This window comes from Chitinophaga hostae (genome assembly GCF_018224885.1).
GTDB lineage: Bacteria > Bacteroidota > Bacteroidia > Chitinophagales > Chitinophagaceae > Chitinophaga > Chitinophaga hostae.
This window is the reverse complement of the sequence record NZ_JAGTXB010000001.1, coordinates 182,049-207,095: the sequence shown is the minus strand read 5'-3', so window position 1 is coordinate 207,095 and position 25,047 is coordinate 182,049. Positions and strand designations below refer to the sequence as shown.

At 43.4% G+C, this 25,047-nt stretch carries 19 protein-coding genes and 1 tRNA gene; 12 read left to right on the top strand and 8 right to left on the bottom strand.

What is annotated here, in order from left to right; genetic code table 11:
• Positions 1 to 193: 193 nt before the first annotated feature.
• From KE626_RS00900 to KE626_RS00870, 7 genes are all read left to right on the top strand, one after another.
• Positions 194 to 2,599 (top strand): ABC transporter permease, encoded by a 2,406-nt coding sequence (locus KE626_RS00900; RefSeq protein ID WP_211970944.1) that lies wholly within the window; start codon positions 194 to 196, stop codon positions 2,597 to 2,599.
• Positions 2,600 to 2,633: 34 nt separating this feature from the next.
• Complete coding sequence (locus tag KE626_RS00895; RefSeq protein WP_211970942.1) at positions 2,634 to 3,434, top strand: lipid II flippase Amj family protein; 801 nt, start codon at positions 2,634 to 2,636, stop codon at positions 3,432 to 3,434.
• 96 nt (positions 3,435 to 3,530) lie between these two features.
• Positions 3,531 to 4,043 (top strand): hypothetical protein, encoded by a 513-nt coding sequence (locus KE626_RS00890; RefSeq protein WP_211970941.1) that lies wholly within the window; start codon positions 3,531 to 3,533, stop codon positions 4,041 to 4,043.
• Positions 4,044 to 4,424: 381 nt separating this feature from the next.
• Positions 4,425 to 5,237, top strand: a complete 813-nt coding sequence (locus KE626_RS00885; RefSeq protein WP_211970939.1) for a helix-turn-helix domain-containing protein — start codon at positions 4,425 to 4,427, stop codon at positions 5,235 to 5,237.
• Between the two features lie 251 nt (positions 5,238 to 5,488).
• The gene (locus KE626_RS00880) at positions 5,489 to 6,187 is read left to right on the top strand and encodes a hypothetical protein (protein ID WP_211970937.1); all 699 of its coding nucleotides are present in this window, start codon (positions 5,489 to 5,491) and stop codon (positions 6,185 to 6,187) included.
• Positions 6,184 to 7,173 (top strand): c-type cytochrome, encoded by a 990-nt coding sequence (locus KE626_RS00875; protein WP_249207181.1) that lies wholly within the window; start codon positions 6,184 to 6,186, stop codon positions 7,171 to 7,173. The genes KE626_RS00880 and KE626_RS00875 overlap by 4 nt, the downstream gene beginning before the upstream one ends.
• 10 nt (positions 7,174 to 7,183) lie before the next feature.
• On the top strand, positions 7,184 to 7,594 hold the full coding sequence (locus tag KE626_RS00870) for a DsrE family protein (protein ID WP_249207180.1): 411 nt from the start codon (positions 7,184 to 7,186) through the stop codon (positions 7,592 to 7,594).
• A gap of 8 nt (positions 7,595 to 7,602) precedes the next feature.
• Here the strand turns inward: KE626_RS00870 and KE626_RS00865 are convergent, their stop codons facing one another.
• The 5 genes from KE626_RS00865 to recQ all read right to left on the bottom strand — a co-directional run bounded on the left by KE626_RS00865 (position 7,603) and on the right by recQ (position 15,994).
• A complete protein-coding gene (locus KE626_RS00865; protein WP_211970933.1) occupies positions 7,603 to 8,376 on the bottom strand; it encodes an outer membrane beta-barrel protein in 774 nt (257 codons plus the stop codon).
• 262 nt (positions 8,377 to 8,638) lie between these two features.
• Positions 8,639 to 12,067, bottom strand: a complete 3,429-nt coding sequence (locus KE626_RS00860; RefSeq protein WP_211970931.1) for an nSTAND3 domain-containing NTPase — start codon at positions 12,065 to 12,067, stop codon at positions 8,639 to 8,641.
• Positions 12,068 to 12,838: 771 nt separating this feature from the next.
• Positions 12,839 to 12,911 (bottom strand) — tRNA-Phe (locus KE626_RS00855).
• Between the two features lie 82 nt (positions 12,912 to 12,993).
• Positions 12,994 to 13,761, bottom strand: a complete 768-nt coding sequence (locus tag KE626_RS00850; protein WP_211970929.1) for a DUF3050 domain-containing protein — start codon at positions 13,759 to 13,761, stop codon at positions 12,994 to 12,996.
• Positions 13,762 to 13,792: 31 nt separating this feature from the next.
• Positions 13,793 to 15,994, bottom strand: coding sequence for a DNA helicase RecQ (gene recQ / locus KE626_RS00845; protein ID WP_211970927.1), 2,202 nt, complete (start codon positions 15,992 to 15,994; stop codon positions 13,793 to 13,795).
• Positions 15,995 to 16,150: 156 nt separating this feature from the next.
• Here recQ and KE626_RS00840 point away from each other — a divergent pair, with 156 nt between their 5' ends.
• From KE626_RS00840 to KE626_RS00830, 3 genes are all read left to right on the top strand, one after another.
• Positions 16,151 to 17,125, top strand: a complete 975-nt coding sequence (locus KE626_RS00840) for a KpsF/GutQ family sugar-phosphate isomerase (RefSeq protein ID WP_211970925.1) — start codon at positions 16,151 to 16,153, stop codon at positions 17,123 to 17,125.
• 2 nt (positions 17,126 to 17,127) lie between these two features.
• Positions 17,128 to 18,219 carry a mannose-1-phosphate guanylyltransferase gene (locus KE626_RS00835; protein ID WP_211970923.1) on the top strand — a complete coding sequence of 364 codons (1,092 nt, stop codon included), beginning with the start codon at positions 17,128 to 17,130 and terminating at the stop codon, positions 18,217 to 18,219.
• Positions 18,220 to 18,318: 99 nt separating this feature from the next.
• Positions 18,319 to 19,455, top strand: a complete 1,137-nt coding sequence (locus KE626_RS00830) for a methionine aminotransferase (RefSeq protein ID WP_211970921.1) — start codon at positions 18,319 to 18,321, stop codon at positions 19,453 to 19,455.
• Between the two features lie 124 nt (positions 19,456 to 19,579).
• Here KE626_RS00830 and KE626_RS00825 read toward each other — a convergent pair whose 3' ends face one another.
• From KE626_RS00825 to KE626_RS00815, 3 genes are all read right to left on the bottom strand, one after another.
• The gene (locus KE626_RS00825) at positions 19,580 to 20,263 is read right to left on the bottom strand and encodes a carbonic anhydrase family protein (RefSeq protein WP_211970919.1); all 684 of its coding nucleotides are present in this window, start codon (positions 20,261 to 20,263) and stop codon (positions 19,580 to 19,582) included.
• Between the two features lie 88 nt (positions 20,264 to 20,351).
• On the bottom strand, positions 20,352 to 22,001 hold the full coding sequence (locus tag KE626_RS00820; protein WP_211970917.1) for a SulP family inorganic anion transporter: 1,650 nt from the start codon (positions 21,999 to 22,001) through the stop codon (positions 20,352 to 20,354).
• A 203-nt stretch (positions 22,002 to 22,204) separates the two neighbouring features.
• On the bottom strand, positions 22,205 to 22,498 hold the full coding sequence (locus KE626_RS00815; protein WP_211970915.1) for a hypothetical protein: 294 nt from the start codon (positions 22,496 to 22,498) through the stop codon (positions 22,205 to 22,207).
• Between the two features lie 365 nt (positions 22,499 to 22,863).
• On the opposite strand from KE626_RS00815, the gene KE626_RS00810 reads away from it, so the two are divergent.
• Positions 22,864 to 23,202: a PadR family transcriptional regulator gene (locus KE626_RS00810; RefSeq protein ID WP_211970913.1), complete on the top strand. Its 339-nt coding sequence runs from the start codon at positions 22,864 to 22,866 to the stop codon at positions 23,200 to 23,202.
• Positions 23,203 to 23,237: 35 nt separating this feature from the next.
• The gene (locus tag KE626_RS00805; RefSeq protein WP_211970911.1) at positions 23,238 to 24,998 is read left to right on the top strand and encodes a PspC domain-containing protein; all 1,761 of its coding nucleotides are present in this window, start codon (positions 23,238 to 23,240) and stop codon (positions 24,996 to 24,998) included.
• The last annotated feature ends 49 nt before the right edge of the window (positions 24,999 to 25,047 follow it).

Here is a 25,047-nt window from a genome sequence, read left to right as displayed (position 1 = left end):
TACAAAGTACAAATAAAAGGAGAGGATATATATGCTATTTTACCTGTTTTATAGCTTTTGCAGACAAAGTCTGCGCAAAACTGAACAACAGCTGTCCATTACTGAACAATAAGCAACAGTAATAATATTGGTTGTCAATGGTTTAAGTTGCGGCATTTTTTTCGTGGAAATAAACGATCTATTCTGTTGTTATATGATAAAGAACTATTTTCTTGTTGCCTGGAGAAATATGTTGAAGCATCGCTTCTTTGCTGTTGTGAACATCTGGGGACTGTCTATAGGAATCACCTTTGTGTTAATGATAGGAGCATATGCCTGGGGTGAACTACAGGTAAACCGTTTTGTAAAAAACAATGACCGCATTTTTCAATTGAAGAGTAAATGGGCAAACCCTGAAACAGGGGTAGAGTTTGCAACGTTAGGACCACTAACAAAAGCATTACAGGACAACTATCCTTCGCTTGTTGAAAAGGCATATAGTCATGATGGTATTACCTCTATTGTTTCTGTGGGCGACAAACGTTACCGGGAAGGAATGCATCCCGGAGATTCCACGATGTTTGATATATTTAATTTCCCAGTCGCCTTTGGTGATCCGCGCACAGCGCTGGCGAAGCCGAACGCTGTTGTAATAACAGAGAAAAAAGCGAAACTGTATTTTGGAAAAACAGATGTGGTTGGGAAGTTGTTGAAGATCCAATCGTTTGATGGCAGAAACGAAGACTTTGAAATAACGGCGGTGATAAAAGACCTGCCTTTTAATACAATCACCAATTACTATAAGCCCGGTAACGAAATATTCCTGGCGCCGGCCAGTATCCGTTATTTTGGACGTGAATTTGGGTTTACCAGCTGGCAAAGCCCCAATATTGTCGGGTATGTGTTGTTAAAACCAGGTGTAAAGCCAGCCCAGTTAAAAGTACCGCTGGCTACGTTGTTAAAAACAAATACATCTCCTGAAATACAAAAAACGCTGGAGGTATACCCGGTTGCATTAAGGGATTGTTATATCAGTATGTATAATGGTTTGGCCGGCAGGATGATTGCCATATTTTCATTTGTGGCGGTATTCATTCTTATAATGGCCATTATAAATTTTGTCAACATTTCTATTGGTAATTCTCTGACACGATTAAAGGAAATTGGTGTCAGAAAAGCAATGGGCGGTAAAAAGAAGCAGTTGGTATTGCAGTTTATAACGGAATCGGTGCTGACCGTTACTTTTTCTTTTGCGGTGTCATTGCTGATGTATGTTTTGTTAAGACCGGTATTCGCGCAGGTAACGGGTAAAGAAATTATCGGACTGGCGTCGTTTCCTGCCTGGTTTGCATTGTTGCCGGTTGTTATTATCCTGTTTACAGGATTGCTGGCGGGGATGTACCCGGCGTTTGTTTTATCTGCCCAACCGTCGGTAACAGCATTACGGGGAAAACTAAAAAATGTAGAAGAGAAATTGTTGTTCCGGCGGGTTCTGATCACCGTACAATTTGTAACGGCCATCGTTGTATTTGTCGCAGCTATCGTAATAGACAGGCAGGTATCTTTTTTCTTTAATACAGATCTTGGATTTAACAAAGAGCGGGTGATTACCGTGCCGGTGCCGCGTGACTGGACAGCTTCGGGCGTAGCGCATATGAAGGGGATGAGAGATGAATTCAGGGCTATGCCGGAAATAAAAGATGCCTCTTTTGCTTATGAAATACCTGACGGATGGAGTAATGGGGCTTCCATGCTATATAAGCCGGAGAATGATTCCAGTACTGCTGTTTCGACGACCTCTATTTTATCAGATGAAAGATTTACCAGTATTTATGATATAAAAATGAAGGCTGGTGCTTTTTTTTCCGGTTCCCCGGCAGATTCTTCAAGGATTGTTATTAATGAGGCCGCTGTACGTGCACTCGGGTGGAAAAATGCAGAGGAAGCCATCAATAAACCGTTACGGGTATATAATTTCAGGCAGCCGGTGTATGTGGGTGGCGTTACCCATGACTTTCATTTCGGTACATTGCGCGACGCTATTCGTCCGATTTGTTTTATGCCGGTGCAAACATTTAATATCTATCGTTATATTTCTTTCCGGCTCAATCCCGGTAATACTTCCAGGCAGATAGCCTCATTGCAGCGTAAATGGACGCAGATTTTCCCGGACACGCCTTTCGATTTTAAATTCCTGGACGATAGTCTTGCGCAGTTATATGAAACAGAAACCCAGATGCAGAAGGCGGCGAAGATGGCCACTATTGTGGCGCTTATGATTGTATTCCTGGGCATCCTTGGGATCGTTACCTTAAGTATAGCCAGGAGAAATAAGGAAATGGGTATCAGGAAAATATTAGGAGCTTCTGTGTTCAATATTATCACGCTGTTTGTGAAAGAATTTTCCTGGATCATTGTTGTTTCCAACGTGGTGGCGTGGCCGTTAGCCTGGTATATTTTGCACAGTTGGTTAATGGATTATGCCTACCGGATAGATATTGGCATATGGCCTTTTTTATTGGTGGGGTTATTGCTCATGCTGCTGGTAGGATCTGTTATTGCTGCCATGACCAGGCGGCTGGCGGTTACGAACCCGGTAAAGAGCCTCAGAACGGAATAATGATTATTTTAGTAACGGTTTAACTGCTGCTAAAATGACAACCCAGATTACCATTGTACTCATCCTGACTTTGCTGATCAACCTGATTACTACACTTTCTTATGCGGTAAGAATTGTGGGGGTAAGAACAGGTAGAATTGCGATCACTTTTTCCCTGTTTAATATACTGGTATTGTTGTCCCGTACAGCAAATACGCTACAGGCGCCCTTGTTGGCTAAAACGGTAGAACAGGATCTGAAGGTGCACGTAGCCTCTAATGTGGCTGTTTTCCGGTATATTATTTTATCCTGTACCATTGGATCTGTGTTGGGCGCCTTGCTGATCCCAACTTTTCAGCGGTTGTTATCACGGGCAGTGATGCATTTCAGTGTGCACAAATCTATCCCGCGGTTATTTTACCTGGGGCTTTCCGGTGCCGGAATGCAGTTTATGAAAGAAAACCTGAAAATGCCATCCAGGGAACATCTGGCTACGTTAGCCGATCAGGGAAGCTTTCCCTGGCGTATTTTTTTGTATAATCTTTTGGCTACCGCGATTATTACCATTGCAGTATTGTCTTGTGTATATGCAGCTTATCTGAATCCTGAGTACAGAACTACTGCGAGTAACCTTTCGGGGGTTATAAATGGAGGCGCCACCGTATTAATGGCGTTGTTTATAGACCCGCATTTATCTATTCTTACTGACGATGTGGTACTCGGAAAAATTACGGAGAGTTCATTCAGGAAATATATTTCAAATATGGTGCTGGCCCGGATTGCCGGAACGCTGCTGGCGCAGTTGTTGTTTTTTCCCTGTGCCCAGCTGATTGCAGTGCTCGCCGAAAAAGTGTGATAGCACCCTGATATAGAAAATGAGTTGTTTAGAATTGATTAACAGTTTTCTGCTATTTTTTTTGCTTTTTTGGAGATGAATTTTAACCCCCGGAAATTGTTTGTTATTGTAGGGTACCCACATGCAGGCAAAAGAAAAACAGCACAGCAAATCTTTGAGAGGACCAGGTTCTTCCCGTTTAAGCAGCCGATTCAAACAGGTTATTTTGAAAGAGAGCAATTCATCGTTATCTCGAGCCGGTACTACGTATCGGAAGCGTACCTGACGCGGATAAAAACGCTTATCGAACGGCATGCCGCATCAGATACTTCTTTTGTTATTACCCTGAATCTTTCGTTTGGTAATACGAGGTGGAGTATAGAGTGTTTACTGGACTATTTCAACCGGTCTGGCTTCGAAGTGCATTACCTCGTGCTGCATTGCAGTATGCTGAGTAAGCAGGTGGTTAGTGAAAGTGACCTGGCACTTTTTGAGCAGCAGGTGGTAAATGGAACCGTCTATTTGTTTGACCGGCTGGTAACGCAATCATTATTGCGGATCAGTGAAAGAACGGCAGAGGTAAAGGACGTAATGCTGAAGGTTCTGGAGAAAAAAAACCGATCCTGGTAGCTACAGCCGTGAGGGACCGCGCTCCGGTAAGTCCCGCGCCGGGTATCGCCTGTCTTTTTTGTTAATGATGACCGGTGGGTTACCGGCGGAAGCGGAGCTATGGCCATCTGTGGGGTAGGTAAACCAGGTGCCGGGTTGTGATTTCCCACTTTTAGGCAGGGGAAGGCAGGGAGAAATATTGACGTAATTTGTGAGGGATTTGCGAGCTTTGTACCAGCGTCAGCTCCACGCATAAATATTTACAAGCCGAATAGCCACTAAGTGGACGATTGAAGGAAAAGATTTATCCCCTGGGATTGTATCTGGTTTGGTTTCAGACACTGTTGTTAATTCAAAGCAGGTTTATATTCCGGATTTTCGATACCTATAAAGCGGTTGAATATGTTCAAGGTGCAATCTTTCCGGCCTCATCCCATGTTACAGGATCATATACTTTCTTACCTGATCGTGGAAAGCGATTTCCAGGACCAGGGCGGCAGGAGGATGATTTTACTACCATACCTTATTCAGCATCTTGCATTTAATCTGGGCCCGCCGGATAGGGTTTATGATGTTACCAATAAGGAATATGTAGCATCAGATAGCATTACTGGCCCTAATGATACTGTTTGTGAGCGGTGCATTTATACCGGAATGAAAAACCTGGTGGTCAATCTTAAACCAGGCAGCTGGTTTAAATTCTTCCGTATTCCGGCAACAAATTTTACAAATAAAAGCGCAGACCTGTCGGTTGTTATAGGTTGCCGAATGCGTGAACTGGGAGAGGAGCTAAGGAAGAGCAACAGCCGAGAACAACAGGTAGCTACGCTGGAGGCATTTCTTATCCGCCAGTTATTAAACGAAAGAAGGCACTCGGCAGACCTGGCAGAGGCGATACGGCTTATTTATGCTACAGATGGGAATATTACGATACGGCAGTTGGAATCGGGCGTTTATCTAACCAAACGTACCCTGGAAAGAAATTTCCTGGAACAAACGGGCCTTCATCTAAAAACATTCTGTCGTATTGTGCGTTTCCGGAGAACGATTGAATATATAGAAAAAGAAAAAAAATTTCATTGGTGTTTGTTGGCGGACCGCTTTGGGTATAGTGATCAAACTCATTTTATAAATGAGTTCCGGCATTTCGCTGGATGTTTGCCGCATGAATACCCGGGGGGCCGCAGTAGCCTTGAACTGGCATTAGGCATTTAAATTTTGTCACTTTTATCCGATAGCTCCCCTTGTTATTTTCCTAACTTAGCACTACCTGTAATTCCTCGTGCGATAATGAACCAATGATAAGGTTGGTTGACCGCACACTAATGATGTCGAAAATGCGCTCCTGATTTTTTGACTGTCTCCTTGAAATTCCCGCTTTTCTTTAACGCTGTTTTATTAACGGCCTGGCATTGCTGATCGCAGCAGCCAGGGGTAAAAATTGCATTCACCAAAATAGCAATCATATGAGTTATTCTGAAAACGAAGCAACTAACCGCCGGGATTTTCTCGGCAAGATGATCGCAGGAGCGACAATACTTACTATGCCGTCCTTTGTGCCTTTAGATCTGCACGCGCTCACTCCTGAAAAGGCGAATAAAAACCCCGATGACGCTGAAGCATGGGTGAATAAAATTAAAGGTAAACACAAAATGGTGCTGGATGTAGTTCGTCCGCACGACATATTACCTTTTGCCTGGCCCAAAGTGTTTTTGCTGACCAATGCAGCAACCGGCACACCTGAAAAAGAGTGTTGTGTGGTAGTGGTATTGCGCCACGATGCTATACCATATGCCATGAAGAGTGAGCTATGGGAGAAATATAAATTCGGAGAAATGTTCAAGGCAGACGATCCTGCCACCAAAGCGCCGTCTGTCAGAAATCCTTTCTGGGAGCCTAAACCGGGAGATTTTAAAGTGCCGGGTATTGGGGAAGTAGCCATCGGCATCAATGAGCTACAGGCCAGTGGCGTACTATTCTGTGTATGTAACATGGCGATAACGGTATATAGTGCTGTGGCAGCGCAGGGTATGTCGCTCGATGCCGCTGCAGTAAAGAAAGAATGGATAGAAGGAATTTTACCGGGAATACAATTGGTGCCTTCCGGTGTATGGGCTGTAGGCCGTGCCCAGGAGCGGAATTGCGGCTACTGTTTTGCGGGATGAAACAGATTTCTTTCCGGGTGTTGTGGAGTGTGTTGGTGCTCGGATTGCTTTTCGTGGTTGTTAAAATGTTTTTTAACAACCAGGCGAAGCACGCGAAAAAGTCAACAGTGGTTTTATGGATGGCCCCTGATACGGGTACCATTCCGCACACCCCGGCCGGTGAAATGATCCGGTACGGCCGGGACCTTATTGCGCATACTTCCGTATACCTGGGACCTAAGGGAAGAGTAGCGACCATCAGTAATGGTATGAACTGCCAGAATTGCCACCTGGAGGCAGGAACCAAACGATGGGGAAATAATTATGGCGGTACAGCCTCCACCTACCCCAAATTCAGGGAGAGAAGCGGCACTGTTGAATCGGTTGAAAAAAGGGTGAATGATTGCCTGATCCGGAGTCTTAATGGTCAGGCGCTCGACAGCAGCAGCCGCGAACTCAGGGCTATAGTGGCATATATACAATGGCTTGGGAAAGATGTCCCGAAAGATTATAAACCTCCCGGCAGCGGAATTAAAGAAGTAACCTACCTTGAAAGAAGCGCTGATACAGCAAAGGGGAGATTGATATATGTGTATAAATGCAGTAAATGTCATGGAGAAAATGGTGCGGGGAAACTATCAGCAGGTGATGTTGAGTACGAGTATCCGCCCTTGTGGGGAGACAAGGCCTATAATACGGCGGCCGGCTTATACAGGATATCAAGATTTGCGGGATATGTAAAAAACAATATGCCGTTTGGCGCCGATTATAATAAAACCCAATTAACAGATAGTGAGGCGTGGGATGTGGCGGCCTTTGTAAATTCCCAGCCTCGTCCTTTTAAGAATTTCCCGGAGGATTGGCCGGTAGCAGGCACGAAGCCGGCAGATTATCCTTTTGGTCCATTCAGCGATACGTTTTCTGAGGAACAACATAAGTATGGCCCTTTTGGCCCTATTGCCCGGCATAAAGAGCAATGGCACATCAAATTTTATCATTTCAAATAAAAATATGATCATGAAAAAACTGTTCGTACTTGTTGCGTGCTTGCTGGGATATCTTGCATGTTGTGCCCAGTCAGATTACAAGGTCGTATTCGATATTACCAGTAAAGCAGTGGAGGATCATAACACGCTGATGAGGCAGGTGAATAGCATCCTGAAAAGCAGCCCGGATGCGCAGTTGGAAGTAGCTGTTTATGGGGAGGCGTTAGATATGGTATTGAAGGATAAATCGAAAATATCACCCGCCCTCACAGAACTACTGAACAATAAAAAAGTAGCGGTAAAAGTATGTGGTATCACCATGAAGCGGAATAATAAAGACGCCAGTGAATTAATTCCGGGTGTTGAAATAGTACCGGATGCTATTTATGAGATTATCACCAAGCAGAAAGAAGGGTGGGGGTATATTAAAGTGGCGCATTGAAGAGAGAATTACCTGATAACAGCGGCAAAATTGTAACTCAAACCCAACTGAAACTGAAGCGCTTTACTTTTATCATATATTGGTTTGTAGGTAACTTCTTTTTTGTAGAGGGAGTTTAAAAAGTACTGCCCCCCCAGCATAATCTCCAGATTTTTTGCGACGCCTATGCGGGCATTCAGGTGCGCGCCGTAGAGGAATTTTTGGATATCTCCTTTGCTTTCAAAAAAGGCGCCGATGGCTTCCCCGGTACCGGTGTTGGAAACAAGTACATAGTTTGAGTATTTTTTGCCAATCAGGTAACTGATAATAGGTCCGGCCTGCAGGGCGAATCTGTTAAATGTGAGAGAAACATTGAATGGCCGTGAGCTAAGGTAGGTGAACTTTGAATCGCCATATTTGGTTGTTAACTCACTCAGATCAAAATCATTTTTATAAAGAACCGATTGATAAATGTGGGTATCGTAATCAAATCGGATCTGATTTATTCCCAGCGACAATGAAATCTTCCACCTGTCTGACAGTTTTTTTCCGGCTTCCACCTCAACATTAAAACCGATTTGAGATTTGGTGGAAGAAGTAGAGGAGGTGGTCATCGGAGGATTGGCTGCGTTGGCCACGCTTATTGCGCCCGGAACGATAAAACCATTCACGATAATGATTTGGTTGTTAAAGGCTGGGAGCACACTAATATTGGCGCTGGCGTTTACTTTGAAATCTGTTTTTTGTGCGGCAAGGGTGGCAGGGAGTATTGTCAGTGCAAACAGTGGCAATAAGGATTTCATTTTTTCGGAAAAGTAACAAAAACTATGGTTGAGGAAACTATCAAGTGTGTTAATAGGGAAAGACACTTTTCGGGATCACGGTACTTCCGGGCATAAAAAAAGGCCATCTTCCGATGACCTTTTCTTCTGTGGAAAGGAGCGGGGAGATGTCGAAGTATTTGGGAGATTTTGAAGTGTTGTGTAATGCTTTAAAGGTTTGGACTTAATGGTTTTGGTAGACTAGTTGTTCTTTCTGTATATTTTTAGATGATAGACTCCTTAGTTAGAGGGGTCTTGTATGCTCCCCTGTTTTGTATTTTTCGAGTATTTGCTGTAACCTGGTTATCTGCTGTTTAACAGCCGGTATTTCCTCTTTTATTGTCTGAGCCCAATCTGTTAATAGAACAAATTCCCAAAACATTTCATCTGTAATAGCATCCATCTTAATTGTCTGATCCGAAGACTGGGTTTTATTTAGATGATTGATCAGGTTATTGCAATTTAGTTTATTCTGTTCGCTCATTACAAAAGATGAATGAAAAGGAAATCGTTTGAATAACTCTTCACCTATCCAAAAGTTTAAGAACTCTAACAATAAGCTTATTTCATAGTTCTGTGTAACAGTAATGGTACATTTAGTTCCTTTTCTAAAGACTTTATATTCCAGTTTCGCCCCGAAATATTTCAAATACCTGATTATCAGTTTTTTATGATCTTTTCTGTTTACAGCATTATAGAAATTGGTAAGCCTGGGTAATACGAAATGTGTTAAGAAATTTTTTTGATCAATTCTGTTTATGTAAGGAAGCAGGTTACCCAGTTCATCGTCAGGATTATAAGTATAAGATTTGTAGTGAGTGATTTTATCGGGCCCATAAACAAAAGATAGTGCCTGAAAAAAATATTTTACTTCTGGAAGGATAAAGCTATAGTAGGTATTATTTAATATGACGAGTCTGCTCTCAAGGATCTTATCAAAGACCAGCCTGTCCAAGTCAAGCATTCTGGCAGATTCGTACATATCATTTTTTCTAAAAAAAATGAGGTTTTCAGAGGAGTTATTGTTGACAAATTCTATCAGATCTGTGCACTCTCTTTCGGAAAAGGACAGCCGGAGTAGCTCGTGACTACAATAATCCTTTATAAAGCCGGCCTGCTGTTTACTTATCGGGAGTTTAGCTTCAAGGCAATAATCTATTATTGGTTCAACCTGTAGTTCTGTGCGAATGATCTTATACAAATATTTCCTTTCCTCGAGAATGGTCATAATTTTATCTATCTTATCGGGATAGATATTTGCAATTTGCTGGTGCAGCTCTTCTCGGGATAATTTCTTTTCTGGTAACGGTAGTACATTGTCCACCGCTTTTTTTATATCTACAATTTTTTTCTCTTTTGATACTGACTTGACTAGGTTCCGGGAAGTTTTTATTTTCATTTCACGGTGTGCCATACCGGCGAGTTTTAACCAGTTGCTCCACGCATTTTTGGAAAGGGTTAACTTATATAACTTATATGTTTTTAATATTGTTTCATCGAACAGCTTTTGAAGGTTCATCCATTTGTAGTAATCGGCGCGCTGTTCTACAAGTGCTTTGAAATGGAAGATGTCACTTTCTATAAGATCTTTAAGGTTGTTATATAACCTGGTCTTATGCTTTTGTACATAGGCATCAAAAAAAAGAGGAGCAAGATTTCTTAGCTTATAGAAGCTGATGTAGTCTTCTGTTCTGTTCGCGTTCCAGCAGTAATTGCTGATCAGTTTTTCTATATCAATAGTCAAATAGTTTCTCAACTGAAGAATGAGGTCTGGTAATAAGCTTTTTTCTTCATCGTGCAGGTAAATAGAATCATCTTCCCAAAAGAAAATTTCCTTGACTTTTTTTTTCAGAAACGAAAGAACTTTAAAGTGAGTATTAGGATTGAAAAGTTCGACAAACAGGCTTAACCATTTCACTCTGTTTATTTCCCTATATCTTTTCTGGATAAGGTGTGATCCATTTGACCAATGTACGCTATCAACTTTTTCCTCTTTCAGTGTATCGAATTCGGTGATTAGTTTTTCAATAAATATTTCTTTTAAGGATTGGTTTAGCAGTATCTTATTTCCGGAGATCCACTCTCCAGAGTCTTCGTCTGTTAAATACTCATCTCGCTTTGTTGTAAATGCAAAAAACAGCTGGTCGAAGGTTATGGCACCTTTAATCAAAGGCTCGGCCAGGTATTTGTGTTCGTTGATATAGTTAAGCAGGAAATCAACGGTTGCTGTTGTTGTGAAGGAAAATACAAGTTCGTTAGTAGTAGTATCTTTATCTATATTGATAAATGTATCTTTTAATTCATGAATGACCTCATGAAACACATCTCCTTCATAACCGGGTTTTGATATGTGGCGAGATCGTGCAATAGATCTGAACGTATCAAAAAGAAAATCGTGATAAGCAGGTTGGCCGGATATAAACAAACATAAGACAAATAGTCTTGCTCCATCCGACAAGCTTAAGAAAGAGATTTCCCAATAGCTGGTAGGTACTATTATATAATGATACAAAAACCAACCCCATTGATTCATATCCGGCACGGTATAGTTCCTCCTTTTAAGGAAATCTGCAATGAGCTTAGGTTGGTAATTGGGAGAGTTTATAATAGAATCTGCATAGGTTTTCATGGATTGAACAGCAGGATAAGGCAACTCTGCCTTGGCAACATTATTTAATAAAATCTGTAATTTTTCTTCTCTTGAATATTCTTTAAGTGATATAATCTGTTTAAAGGTATCCAACTGGCGGAACCTGGGATTAACCTTCTTCTCCTGCTGATAGATATATTCTCTTGTTGTAACAATCAACAAATGTCCATCCGCGTATAGCTTATCAATAAATTGTTCAAAAAAACTGATGTTTTCTATCCTGGCTTTATCGTAAGTGTTTGATCCTAGGAAATCATCCAGAAAAAAGATGCTTTTTTCTTTTACGTCCGGCATGTATAGGGGAGGATTAATGCCATGGTGGTAAAATAATTGATGGTATCCGCCCTCTTCCATAAAATAATGACATAACGCTCTGGCAAGTGTGGTTTTCCCGATACCAGGATCGCCTGTAATGATCAGAAATCCTTTTTTTCTAAGTGTCTTCATTCCTTCGGGGAAATGAGAAGTTGATACAAAGTATTCTCCCACCCTGGAAATTTCCTGGAGCTCTGCAATTGTATTTTTTTCGGATAGGCTTGTGAGTGCTTTATTTATCGCTTCAGATATAATTTCCTGAAGTATATGTGTATTTGACAACCAAAGTTTATTATGCTTTAATAGAACATCTTTGTGTTTTTCCAAAAGGTTATTTAAGTTGCTTTTGTCAAGCAGGTCAGAATCTTCCTGTATAAAAGGTGAGAATAGCTCTTTGATTTTGTCTCTCTGTTGAAAGCTTAGCGTATTTGACACTATGAGGATATATCTTTCAGGCATCAGGGCTTTTACCTTGGAGACTTCTTTTTTCAGGATTTTAAGCAGATCTTTTTCATTCTTTATGCGTTTGGCCTGTCCTATTATCTTACCGTTATTTAGTTTGAAGTCAACTCCTTTATCCGGTCCTCCATTTTGAGTTATAACAACAAAGTTGGTTCGCTTTGCGGCATTTTCCCTGGCGGTTACAAGATCTGCCACCAGCTTTTCAAATTCAGCCGGCTCCAATATATGGAAATCAAAATTATACATATGTCATAATACTTAGATGGTCTGGGGGCTAGTAACCCTGAACATGTATCGGATATTTAATTTACCAAACTTTATTCAATTAGATGGCTTTGTCACACTACCATAAGTTTGTTACTGCCGTTGGGTAAATTCAAGTGAATGTGCAACACCGCTCAAAAGCAGTTTGCTGCTTTGATTGAAATAAAAATGCTTTATGAGGACATCGGCTAGGGGGAATAAAATATATGGCTCCAAAACGTACATGGATGCTTTATAGTCTGATAGGACATTTATAAGGCCTTAGATCAGATTGTAAGGTTGTATCCAAAGAAAAAAAGCTATGGTTTTATGTTATAACCGTTTAATTATCAGTGTCGTGCGTGGCGGGTTGAAGTGTTTTTGAGAAGATTTTGAATGGATTGAGGGGTTTGACAGCTACAACAATCCGATCAATCTGAAGCCGGTGAAGACCCGTGCAGGGACTATCAGCACAGATGCAGCCCTCACATACGACTAAAGTCTCTGCTTTCCCCTAGCTGCTAACGGTAACGGCTATAGGAAGAGGAGGACGTTTCACGGTAACAACTTCGGGAGTTTCCTGTTGCTGTATAGTTCAACGCAGTGGCCTGCCTTCTGTACTATGTGGTAGACAAGTCTGTGTAGACTTGGGAGGATTACACAGTTAGCAATATTGATCGCATGGGCATACTTAAGAGAAGGAAGTTTGAAACACACGCCAGCCGGTACTTCCGGGCATAAAAAAAGGCCATCTTCCGATGACCTTTTCTTCTGTGGTGTGAGCCGGGATCGAACCGGCGACACAAGGATTTTCAGTCCTTTGCTCTACCAACTGAGCTACCGCACCATCCGTTTTTTTTGCCCTCTCTCGTGAGGGGATTGCAAAAGTAAGACAATCTTTTGAATTGCAAAATATTTTTTCAAAAAACTTATAAAACTACTTTTTTTCGCAGGATGCCTGTCCACAACTCATTCCGCCAATGCAGCGACTGTTGGGCATATTGAGCGGCTTCCTTCCATTTATTTTCGTCGGCGCCACAGAGTTCGTTGACCATTTGCATGGCCAGTTGGCTATGATGATCGCCATCTACTTCTATATGTCTTTCCAGGTAGTAAATAAAAGTATCCAGCTTCCCGGGGAATTTTTGGTCAAGGTCTTTTACCAATGCCAGGAACATGTCCGGGATCAGGTCTTCCCTGCCAAAAGTAAATACGGCTGCCATAATATGTGCTTTGCCGGTAGCAATCACATCAAAAGTAAAGCCTAAAAACCCTTTTACCGACTCAGGAAGCGACGATGTTGTTAAAATGCTCTGGATAGACTTACCGGCTCTTACATCGGCTATAATGCCCCTTATATTGCCAGTGTCGGCGCCTGCCTGTTGCATGGCCTGTTCATACAGTTCAAAATGGCTGCAGCGGTTACCTGCTTTATCCACGTCGCTTTCTTCACCGGTTACAATTTCGTTGATAAGATAACGGGTAGCGGCGTTGCCAACCGGTATCCAGGGAACATTTACGCAGGTAAGTTGTTGCTGGAGTCCTTTGAGTAACGACATGAAATCCCATACGGCATATACATGGTACTGCATAAACGTGCGGATGTCTTCCAGTGTTTTCAGTTCGGCGTATAACGGATGCGTGATTACTTTCTCCCTGTTGGAGGCAATGGTTTCCTGTATTTTCCTGATACTCATCTTGTGGTGCTTGAATGCTGGTAATACACGGTTAGTTACCGTATACTACCAGGAATTTAATACGCATCAGTTTCAGCTGTTCCAGCGTATAGTCGTTTTCGATCAATTCTTCTCTTGCCAGGGCAAGACTGGAGGTTTCGCAACCTTTGAAATACTCCATGATTTCGTCCTGGGCATAGTCGTCCAGTTCTTCATCCAGGCAATAGTCGATGTTTAGCTTGGTACCACTGGCAACAATGGTTTCCATTTCATCGAGCAGTTGGGAGAGGGAGAGCTCCTTATTTTTGGCGATGGTTTCCAGCGGTATTTTCTTATCGATGTTCTGGATAATAAATACCTTCATCCCGCTTTTATTCACCACGCTTTTCATCACAAAGTCGTCCGGCTTGGTGATATTATTTTCTTCTACGTACCTGGTGATTACATCCAGGAATTGTTTGCCGTAACGGATGGCTTTACCCTTGCTGACGCCCTGTATTTTTTCCAGCTCCTGAACAGTGGTTGGGTACTGGGTGGCCATGTCTTCCAGGGAAGTTTCGAGGAAAATAACAAAAGGCGGGAGGTTCTTTTCCTTTGCTACTTTCTTTCTCAATTCCTTCAGCATTTCCACCAGCGCGGGATCTGCAGAAGCTTGGGCTTCTGCGGCTGCTTCTTCTTCATCATCCATGGCATCTTCATCAAACTGATGATTCAGCGCCACCATGATGGAATATGGTTTTTTGAGGAATTTGGTACCCTTGTCTGTTACTTTCAGCAGGCCGTATTCCTCTATATCTTTTTCTATCAGTCCTTCGAGCATCATCTGACGCATGAGGGAGTTCCAGAAATGTGCATCGAATTCTTTTCCTTCTCCAAACACTTCCAGCTGATCATGACGATAGGTATTGATCTGCGGACTTGTTTTGCCGGTAATGATATTGATCACGTACTCGCTGCCAAAGCGCTCTTCCAGGGAGCGGATGGCTTTCAGCATAATGACTACCCGGTTTTTGACTTCTATCTTTTCTTTGGGATTGCGGCAGTTGTCGCATTGCCCGCAATTCTCTGTTTCATAATGTTCTCCGAAGTAGTGGAGGATTACCCTGCGGCGGCATACGGCGCTTTCTGCGTAGGCCACTGTTTCGTTGATGAGCTGTGCGCCCATTTCCCGTTCGCTGAGCGATTTATCGCGCATCAGGTGCTCCAGTTTCTGTACATCCTTATGGGAGTAGTAGCAGATGCAGTGTCCTTCCAGGCCATCCCTGCCGGCGCGGCCGGTTTCCTGGTAGTAGTTTTCAAGGCTTTTGGGAATATTGTAATGGATTACAAAGCGTACATCCGGTTTATCTATCCCCATACCAAAGGCGATGGTGGCCACTATTACTTCGGTATCTTCGTGAAGGAACATGTCCTGGCGCTGTGCCCTGGTACTGGGATCCAGGCCGGCATGATAAGCAACCGCTTTTACACCGTTGGCTACCAGCATATCTGCCAGTTCTTCTGTGGTTTTGCGGTTCAACGTATAAATGATGCCGCTTTTTCCTTTATGAAGATGGATGAACTTTACGATATCCTTTATGGTTTGCTCTTTTTTACGTTTTGACCTGATTTCATAATACAGGTTCGGACGGTTAAAAGAGGATATAAAGATATTGGCTTTATTAAGCGCCAGGTTCTTTACGATATCGCTCTGTACTTTGGGAGTAGCAGTAGCGGTTAGCGCAATGATAGGGAGGTTTTCACTGATCTGGTCTATCATCTCTTTCAAACGGCGGTATTCCGGTCTGAAATCATGTCCCCATTCAGAAATACAGTGTGCCTCATCTACGGCAATAAAGGAAATCTCCAGTTCCCGGAAGAAATCCAGGTTTTCCTGTTTGGTGAGCGTTTCCGGTGCTACATACAGCAGCTTTGTTTTTCCCGCCGTGAGGTCGGCCCGCACTTTCTTTATCTGCGCCTTGGATAAGGTGGAGTTAAGAAAGTGAGCCACATTGTCCTTACTGCTATAGCCTCTGACCAGGTCTACCTGGTTCTTCATCAGGGCAATAAGTGGTGAAACAATAAGTGCGCAACCCGGACTCATCAGTGCGGGAAGCTGGTAGCATAGAGATTTACCTCCACCGGTTGGCATTATCACAAAAGTATCTTTGCCTGAGAGGATGCTATTTATTATTTTTTCCTGGTTTCCTTTAAAGGAATCGAACCCGAAGTGTTCGCGTAATGCATCCATCAAACGTTCCTTAACAACAGCCATTGCATTCAAATTTTAACTCTAAAGAACTAACAAATGACAAAATATATCTATATGTTTTTTAGGGGACACGAAGTTACTTAAAAAAGCGCGGAGTATCAATATAAATTACTCGACCGCTCCAGTGCTGACTAAAAAATGATAAATTTGTAAATCGCCATGAAAAGGAATCAAACTATCAACATAGGACAGGTAGCCAAACGCACAATTGCGATGGAGGCATCAGCTATTAATGATTTGCAGCAGTTTATAGATGCAGATTTTGAGAAAGTTGTTGAAAAGATCGCCCAATGTGAAGGACGGCTAGTGGTAACCGGTATTGGAAAAAGTGCCATTATAGCCCAAAAAATTGTGGCCACCTTAAACTCTACCGGCACGCCTGCACTTTTCATGCATGCAGCAGACGCTATCCATGGAGATCTGGGAATGATCAGGGAAGAAGATATCGTGATGTGTATCTCCAAAAGCGGTACTTCTGCTGAAATAAAAGTACTCGTTCCCCTGGTGAAGAATTTTGGCAACACATTAGTCGCCATGGTGGGGAATACCAACTCGTTTTTGGCAATTGAAGCCGATTTTGTACTTAACACCACGGTAAGCCAGGAAGCTTGTCCTAATAACCTGGCACCCACTACCAGCACCACTGCCCAACTGGCAATGGGCGATGCGTTAGCAGTATGCCTCATAGAATGGCATGGATTTACGGCAGCAGACTTTGCAAAATTTCATCCCGGTGGAGCTCTTGGAAAGAAGCTGTATCTTAAAGTGGGGGATCTGAGCAAACAACATGAATCGCCCCGGGTACTGCTTAACAGCTCCCTGAGAGCTGTAATTGTGGAAATTTCATCAAAAATGCTGGGTGTAACCGCCGTGGTAGATGAAAACGGAGGACTTGAGGGAATTATTACAGATGGTGACCTGCGCAGAATGCTGGAGAAAAATGTACCTACAGCAGCTGTAACGGCAAAAGATATTATGTCGCTTCATCCAAAAATGATCCAGCAGGATCAGCTGGCGATCAACGCACTTGAAATGATGCGTCAGCATGATATAACCCAGTTGCTGGTAATGGACGGAGAGCGATACCAGGGTATTATTCACTTACATGATTTAATCAGAGAAGGAATTATTTAGAAATGACACAGCTGAACAGCCACTTTTATGTGGCCATCATGGCCGGGGGAATAGGCAGCCGCTTTTGGCCCCACAGCCGCACAGACAATCCCAAGCAGTTCCTGGATATCCTGAACACAGGAAAAACCCTGCTCCAATGGACATATGAACGTTTCGCACAGTTCATTCCAAAGGAAAACATTTTTGTGGTGACCCACCACCAATATTCCAATAAGGTCAGTGATCAGTTGCCTGAACTGCCTGTTGCCAATATTGTAAATGAGCCCTCCCGCAAAAATACAGCTCCCTGTGTGGCCTATATTTCCCATAAAATCCATAAACAGGATCCGCTGGCGAATATTATCTGTGCACCGGCAGACCACCTCATTATGGATGGTCCGGCATTTACCAACGCGTGCCTCAACGCATTGCTGTTTGTACAGAAAAACAGCGCCCTGCTTACGCTGGGCATCAAACCCACCAGGCCCGACACCGGTTATGGCTATATTCAGTTTGAACCGCAACACGTAGCCGACAATGTATACCAGGTAAAAACTTTTACAGAAAAGCCTAACCTGGAACTGGCCAAAACCTTCATCCAGAGTGGTGATTTCCTTTGGAATGCCGGCATCTTTGTATGGAATGTAAAAACCATACTGGCAGCATTCAAGCAATACCTGCCGGAAATAGACGAGCTGTTTGAACAGGCCACACCCGCACTCAATACCCCACAGGAAAAAGAGGCAATAGAAAAAGTATACCCGCAGTGTACCAATATCTCTATTGATTACGGCATCATGGAAAAGGCCAGCAATGTGTACGTGATCCCGTCTAATTTCGGATGGAGCGACCTTGGCACCTGGGCTTCTGCCTACGAGAACCTGGAAAAAGATTATCTCGGCAACGCGGTACAGGGCAAAAACGTAGTGGTGATAGATGCTACCAAATGTATGGTGAGAGTACCCAATGAAAAACTGGTATTGCTCCAGGGGCTCGATGAGTTCATTGTAATTGACACAAACGATGTGTTACTCATCTGCAAAAAAGAAAATGAACAACAGATAAAAGAATATGTAGGGGAGATAAAACGCAATAAAGGCGAAAAATTCCTGTAAAGATTTTCCTTTTTTTGGTGTTGAAATTTAGATATTTAGTAACGGAAAGCAGCTTGCCTGCCACTAAATATCTAAATTTCAAGATCAAAAGAAAACGGAATGATATCAAAACTGCCCCATGTAGGCACCACCATATTTACCGTCATGTCTTCACTGGCGGCCACTCACAAAGCCATTAACCTCTCCCAGGGATTTCCGGATTACGATTGCAGCGACGAACTGAAAGCCATGGTCAACGAAGCTATGCAGCAAGGCCATAATCAGTACGCGCCGATGCCGGGACTGATGCCCCTCAGAACAGCGATCGCCGGTAAAATCGCCCATCTTTATCAGCAACAAGTGAACCCCGATACAGAAATTACGATTACTCCCGGCGGCACATATGCCATCTTTACTGCTATTGCTACGTGTATTCATCCGGGTGATGAAGTGATCATTTTTGAACCGGCTTACGACAGTTATATTCCAAACGTATTGGTAAATGGCGGAAAGCCGGTACTGATATCGCTTTCGTTTCCTGACTACCGCATCAACTGGGGGGAAGTGCGCAGCAAAATAACGCCACGCACCAAAATGATTATGCTCAATACCCCGCATAATCCTACCGGCAGCATTTTACAGGAAAATGATATACAGGAGCTGGAAAAACTAGTGGAGGAGTTTAACCTGCTCGTGCTGTCGGATGAGGTATATGAACATCTTATTTTTGATGGCGCCACTCATCATAGTATTTTGCGTTACCCGGCTATTTTCCGGAACAGCTTCGTGACGTTTTCCTTTGGGAAAGTATTTCATAATACCGGCTGGAAAATGGGCTATTGTGTAGCGCCGGAGCACCTTATGAAAGAGTACCGGAAGGTACACCAGTACCTTTGCTTTTCTGTAAATACCCCCATGCAATACGGTCTGGCAAAGTTCCTGGAAACGCCTTCGCATTACCTGGAATTACCGGCGTTTTACCAGCAAAAAAGAGATTATTTTCTGGAGCTGATGAAAGCATCAAGGTTTACACCTTTGGCCAGTGAGGGAAGCTATTTCCAGCTGATGAAATACGACCGGATTTCAGCAGAGGGCGATAAGGATTTTGCGGTCAGGCTGACCAAGGATTTTGGCGTGGCGGTGATACCTGTTTCTGCATTTTACCAGGATGGAAAGGATGATCACGTGATCCGTTTTTGCTTTGCAAAAAAAGAGGCAACGCTTGAGCAGGCCGCTGCAAAACTGGTTCATATATAAAAAAAGGAGGCGCTTAATAACTGTTTGATCAATTGCCTTTAATTAAATTGATCAAACGGGTTATTAATGCCTCCCTCTTTTTTATGAAAAAGCAAATTTATTCTCCTCTATAAAAGAGCCGTTGTTATACGGCCACCGCTGTTGTTGCCGGTTCTGCGGACTTGTTATTTTCCAGTATCAGTGTATGCTCTTTAAAGGCCACAATACCGGTTTCCACATCATACACCGCACCTATAATGCCTACTTCTCCTTTCTGGATCATATCCCGGAGAATGTTGCTTTGCTCCATAATGGCCTGTACGGAGCGTTCAATGTGCAGGTGGTTTACTGCTTCCACAAACTTGCTGTTATGGGAGTTACGCTCGGTTTGTATGGTTTTTTCCGCAAATACAGCGGGTGCAATTTTATTCAGTAAACCGGTGAGGTTACCCAGTTCCACAGCATCGCAGGCACCTTTGATGGCACCACACTTGGTATGCCCTAATACCACGATGAATTTTGAACCGGCTATTTTGCAGGCATATTCCAGGCTTCCCAGCACGTTGTCAGAGATAACGCCCCCGGCTAAACGAATGCTAAAAATGTCGCCCAGTCCCTGGTCAAATATCAGTTCGGCAGAAGTGCGCGAATCCATGCAGCTCACAATGGCAGCCATAGGCCATTGTCCGTCGGAGGTATCATTTACCATCTGCAGCAGGTTTCTGTTTAACCGGAGATTATCCACAAAGCGGGTATTACCGGCTTTGAGTAATTCCAGTGCTTTCGCCGGGGTGATATTGGCCTGAGATATTTTATTGAGTGTTTTCATGATTGTCATTTTTTGTTGTTGAAAAATGAACGGAAAAAAAGCATGGTATTCCGTTTCAGATCAGCGTTGGGGCGCATGCCCCGGGTTTTTAATTTAATTGTAATTCCTTCAGCAACTCTTTATGATTCCCGGAAGAAATGGTATGTACCTGCGGCGACGAGAGCCGCGACTGCTCTTCTGGTGTAAGATCGGGCGTGTTCTGAATATTATACACCGTTTTAAAACCTGTCAGGATTACCTTAATATTTTTTTGCGGCGCTTTGATGTCTTTGAATTCGCGGATGGTTTGCAGTACATCAAAATCTATATACGCTGTTTTGTGTGCATCTATTACCAGGGTAATATTTTCCGGCATATGATCCAGCGTTAGCAGGATACTGGCTTTATTCAGGAATGAAACTTCCTGCGCCAGTTCCAGGCGGATGCTGTCGCCGCTATGGTATTTTTCTTTGCGGAAATAGTAGGAACTTTTCATATTACCGCGTAAAATAGCCAGTACACTCACTACCATACCCAGCGCAATACCGATCAGCAGATCTGTAAATACAATGGCTACTACTGTTACTACGAATGGCACCCACTGGTACTTACCGTTTTTAAACATCTCCTTAAAGATGGAGATCTTACACAGCTTGTAACCGGTTACCAGCAATACCGCCGCCAGGGTAGCCAGCGGAATTTTATTCAGTAATGCAGGAATCAGTGCCGCACAAATCAACAGCAATGCACCATGCGTCATGGTGGCCATTTTGGTTTTACCGCCGGCGTTGATGTTGGCGCTGGAACGTACAATTACAGAAGTGATAGGCAAACCACCAATCAACCCGCTTACGATATTACCAACACCCTGTGCTTTCAGCTCACGGTTAGGAGAGGTGTAGCGTTTCATCGGATCCAGTTTATCGGTTGCTTCCACATTCAGCAAGGTTTCCACAGAGGCCACAATAGCGATGGTAACGCCGGTGATCCATACATCTTTATTACTGATGCTGCTGAAATTTGGAAAGGTGAATTGTCCGATGAAATCGCCGAAGCTGCCGGGTACAGGTAAAGATACCAGGTGATTAGATCCCAGTGCCAGCAGCTCGTTGCCGGAAAATGCCATATTCAGCAAAATACCGGTAATTACTGCTACCAACGGCGCTGGCACTACATTGAGCTTCGGGATCTTGCTCCAGTACAGAATAATGAAAATGGAAATAACGGTGATCAGCGTAGCGCCTATACTGATGTGATTAACAGCAGAAAGCAATGCACTGAAAGTATTGTCGCCATCTACCTGGAAAAAGGTGAAATCCCCTTCCGAATTGGCGTCATAGCCAAAGGCATGTGGCAGTTGTTTTAGTATGATAATGATACCAATAGCCGTAAGCATACCCGTGATAACATTCGACGGGAAGTAGTTGGCTACGGTACCGGCTTTTATCAAGCCCAGTATCAGCTGCAGTGCGCCGCCGATTACCACGGCCATCAGGAAAATGTCGAATGCACCGAGTTTGGTGATGGCCACGAGTACTACCGCAGTAAGACCCGCAGCAGGACCGCTTACGCTCAGTTGCGAACCGCTCAGGAAGCCGATCACCAGGCCACCGATGATACCGGAAATCATGCCGGCGAACAACGGAGCGCCGGAGGCCAGGGCTATGCCAAGACACAGTGGCACCGCAATGAGGAAAACAACAAGGCCGGCCGAAAAATCGGCTTTTATATTGGAGAATAAGGATGTTTGCTTGTTCATAAAATAAGCTTTTCCGTTAAGGGATCACGTTTCCGGATAGCAGCATTTGCTGCAACCGTGGAAACTACCTGATGGAATAATACTACTGTTGCGGACTTAACACACGTATCTCAATAGCGGATACAGGTGGTCCTGACAGTAATTGAATAAATAAAATAATTGAATAGGAAAATCAGCTGTTGTTATTACAACTGCCAAACGGATTATGCAAGATGCATATTAGGAGGGGGGGCGTGTATTTCCTGAGCAGGGTTGCTGGGAATATCTTCCATTAAATGACATTGTAAAATGCCAATAATGAGCAAGGGGTTAAACTGTAGTTCATCAAACTGCTTACAGAACTTCAGCTCTTTTGCAATTTTTACGTGATCTCCGCCACAATCAACCGGGTGCTCTTCTACAATCTGATTATTAAACAGCAGCTTCCCTACTTCCTTAATAGGAAGCAGTTGAGACACCATGAGTGCCAGAAGGAATATGCCGATAATTTTCTTCATGTGTATTTTACGCTGATACAAATGTAATAGAGGGAAAGCATAAATAGTGATGCAGAGCCATTAAAATAATGTTAAAGCATTTTAACATAGAAAAATCGCTTTTTATCGTTGATTTCCACTTATCCTGTATATGCACCGCTTATCATTTTTGATATTTTCGCCATTTTTTTTGTTTTCTCCGGAAAATCTTACTGGTAGTGCATTTACTTACTTTTTCAGGTAGCCTTTAAAACAAGTTATTTTGCTTTCTATGGTATTGTGTATTGCATAGTAGTAAATAATCCCTACTTTTGTATCGTACAATTGAAATAATAGCTATAACTGATCAGAAACCACCATTAAGAAAAAATTAAAGCTCACTTGCCATGAACATTGATAACACACAATCGCAGATGAGGAAGGGAGTGCTGGAGTTTTGCATATTGTCCATTATTAAGCAAGGAGAAGCTTACCCGTCGGATATCATTGAGAAGATGAAAGAAGCGAAGCTCGATATCCTGGAAGGAACACTTTATCCTTTATTAACAAGATTAAAAAATGCAGAATTACTCACTTATCGTTGGGTAGAAAGCAGCTCAGGTCCCCCTCGTAAATATTTTTCGATGACAGAAAAAGGGGAGGCCTTTTATCAGGAGCTGGAAAGTACCTGGAACGAACTGGCCAATGCCGTACATCAATTAACACAAAACAGTACACCTCTTTAAGAGAAGACTTACCTAAAACCTAAATGAACTGACAAATGAAAAAGATAATCAACATAAACCTGTCGGGCCGGCTTATCCCCATCGAGGATAGCGCGTACGAGATACTGAGCCAGTATCTTGGCAGCCTGAAGAAGTACTTTTCGAAAGAGGAGGGTGGGGATGAAATTGTGTCTGACATTGAAAGCCGTATTGCAGAAGTATTCCAGGATTTACTGAAAAAAGGCGCCCATTGCATTACAGACGATGATGTAACTGCAATAAAGGCATCCATGGGTACTCCTGAGCAATTTGAAGATGCTGCAGGGGAAGGTACCAAACAGGAGCAGAAAGGCAGCTCAGACGATGATTATATTCCCCGTCCGCGTAAACGCCTGTACCGCGATCCGGAAAATAAAGTGTTGAGTGGCGTGTGTAGCGGTTTGGGTGCTTATTTTAACGTAGACCCGGTAATTTTCCGGATCATATTCGCCCTGCTGGCGATCGGTGGCTTTGGTACCGGTATCCTTGTATACTTTATCCTCTGGATCGCTACGCCGTCTGCCGACACGGCCGCGGAGAAGCTGGAAATGAGAGGGGAAAGAATAGATCTCAACACCATCAGATCTACCATCCAGGATGAATTAAGCCACATGAAAGGTCAGGTGAAAAATGTAGGAGATGATATCCGAAATTTTTCTCAGGGCCGCGGCAAGCAGGTAGGTAACGACATCGAGCGCTTTTTTGTAAACCTGGCCTCTGGCCTGGGCAAAGTGCTGGTATTTGTTACAAAGGGGTTCTTTTATTTCTTTGCTGTGGTGATGCTGATCTGCCTGATCGTGGTAGGTATCGCCATTGCAATATCTTCCGCGGCCCTTTTCCCCATCAAAGATCTGTTTCTCAGTTCCCCGGTGCAGAGCCTTCTGATATGGCCTGCCATCGGGTTACTGATCGGTATTCCCATTGTAGCGCTGGTGATATTCATCATTCGTAAACTTACGGGGGTAAAAGAAACAAACCGCTATGCAGGTTATACCTTAACCTTCCTGTGGTTACTGGGGCTGGCATTTGCCGCCATCATTACCACCTCATTGGTGAAAGATTTCAGAAGACCGGCTACCGAAACCGAAACAGTGGCCATTCAGCAGCCGTCGCAGGGGAAACTGATCCTGAAAAGAACACCAGGTATCATGGCTGAAAGCGAAGGAGAAGACCTCAGCTTCTTTGATGACCATTTACTGATTGCCGATGATACCGTTATCATCAACTATATCCGCATCCGGGTGGAGAAAAGCCAGAACGACAGCTTCAGCGTGGATGTATCCCGCTTTTCAAGAGGCCGCAACGTACAACAGGCGAAAGAGCTGGCCAACGATATCGCTTTCCGCCTGAATCAAAAGGACTCAATTCTTTATCTGCCGGAAGGCTTCTCCCTGCCGCCGCACTCCACCTACCGTGGACAACGCGTTACGGTGACCATTAAAGTACCGGTAGGTAAAAACATCGAAATAGACCGGGATGTGTACCGCAATTATTCTTTCAGCAGATACAGTCGCGACGACGATAACTGGGACAACGATTTTAACGACGATGAGCCCGGCCCGCTGAACCTGAAAATGACACCGGAAGGTACCAATGATATGAATGAGCGTAAACCGGCTCCGCCAGAAAAAGAAAAGAAAGACACCTCTTCTTCAGAAGGCTATCGTTACAAAGGACCATCCGCCGAGAAAGCTGTTAAAGCGGTAAAACAAGCACACACAATGGATGGAGGCGTTTCCTTTCTCCGGGGGATCATGGTAAATATGTTTAATAGCTAATAAGCATAACCGGTTAATTATAAGGTAAGTGAAGCGAAAACGCCGCCAT

Bases quoted from the DNA above. Each gene is read 5' to 3' on its own strand.
- KE626_RS00860 (WP_211970931.1), bottom strand. From the start codon at position 12,067: ATGTATAATTTTGATTTCCATATATTGGAGCCGGCTGAATTTGAAAAG.
- KE626_RS00825 (WP_211970919.1), bottom strand. From the start codon at position 20,263: ATGAAAACACTCAATAAAATATCTCAGGCCAATATCACCCCGGCGAAA.
- KE626_RS00805 (WP_211970911.1), top strand. From the start codon at position 23,238: ATGAAAAAGATAATCAACATAAACCTGTCGGGCCGGCTTATCCCCATC.
- KE626_RS00815 (WP_211970915.1), bottom strand. From the start codon at position 22,498: ATGAAGAAAATTATCGGCATATTCCTTCTGGCACTCATGGTGTCTCAA.
- KE626_RS00820 (WP_211970917.1), bottom strand. From the start codon at position 22,001: ATGAACAAGCAAACATCCTTATTCTCCAATATAAAAGCCGATTTTTCG.
- KE626_RS00875 (WP_249207181.1), top strand. From the start codon at position 6,184: ATGAAACAGATTTCTTTCCGGGTGTTGTGGAGTGTGTTGGTGCTCGGA.
- KE626_RS00885 (WP_211970939.1), top strand. From the start codon at position 4,425: ATGTTCAAGGTGCAATCTTTCCGGCCTCATCCCATGTTACAGGATCAT.
- KE626_RS00900 (WP_211970944.1), top strand. From the start codon at position 194: ATGATAAAGAACTATTTTCTTGTTGCCTGGAGAAATATGTTGAAGCAT.
- KE626_RS00850 (WP_211970929.1), bottom strand. From the start codon at position 13,761: ATGAGTATCAGGAAAATACAGGAAACCATTGCCTCCAACAGGGAGAAA.
- KE626_RS00895 (WP_211970942.1), top strand. From the start codon at position 2,634: ATGACAACCCAGATTACCATTGTACTCATCCTGACTTTGCTGATCAAC.
- recQ (WP_211970927.1), bottom strand. From the start codon at position 15,994: ATGGCTGTTGTTAAGGAACGTTTGATGGATGCATTACGCGAACACTTC.
- KE626_RS00870 (WP_249207180.1), top strand. From the start codon at position 7,184: ATGAAAAAACTGTTCGTACTTGTTGCGTGCTTGCTGGGATATCTTGCA.
- KE626_RS00835 (WP_211970923.1), top strand. From the start codon at position 17,128: ATGACACAGCTGAACAGCCACTTTTATGTGGCCATCATGGCCGGGGGA.
- KE626_RS00840 (WP_211970925.1), top strand. From the start codon at position 16,151: ATGAAAAGGAATCAAACTATCAACATAGGACAGGTAGCCAAACGCACA.
- KE626_RS00880 (WP_211970937.1), top strand. From the start codon at position 5,489: ATGAGTTATTCTGAAAACGAAGCAACTAACCGCCGGGATTTTCTCGGC.
- KE626_RS00865 (WP_211970933.1), bottom strand. From the start codon at position 8,376: ATGAAATCCTTATTGCCACTGTTTGCACTGACAATACTCCCTGCCACC.
- KE626_RS00810 (WP_211970913.1), top strand. From the start codon at position 22,864: ATGAACATTGATAACACACAATCGCAGATGAGGAAGGGAGTGCTGGAG.
- KE626_RS00830 (WP_211970921.1), top strand. From the start codon at position 18,319: ATGATATCAAAACTGCCCCATGTAGGCACCACCATATTTACCGTCATG.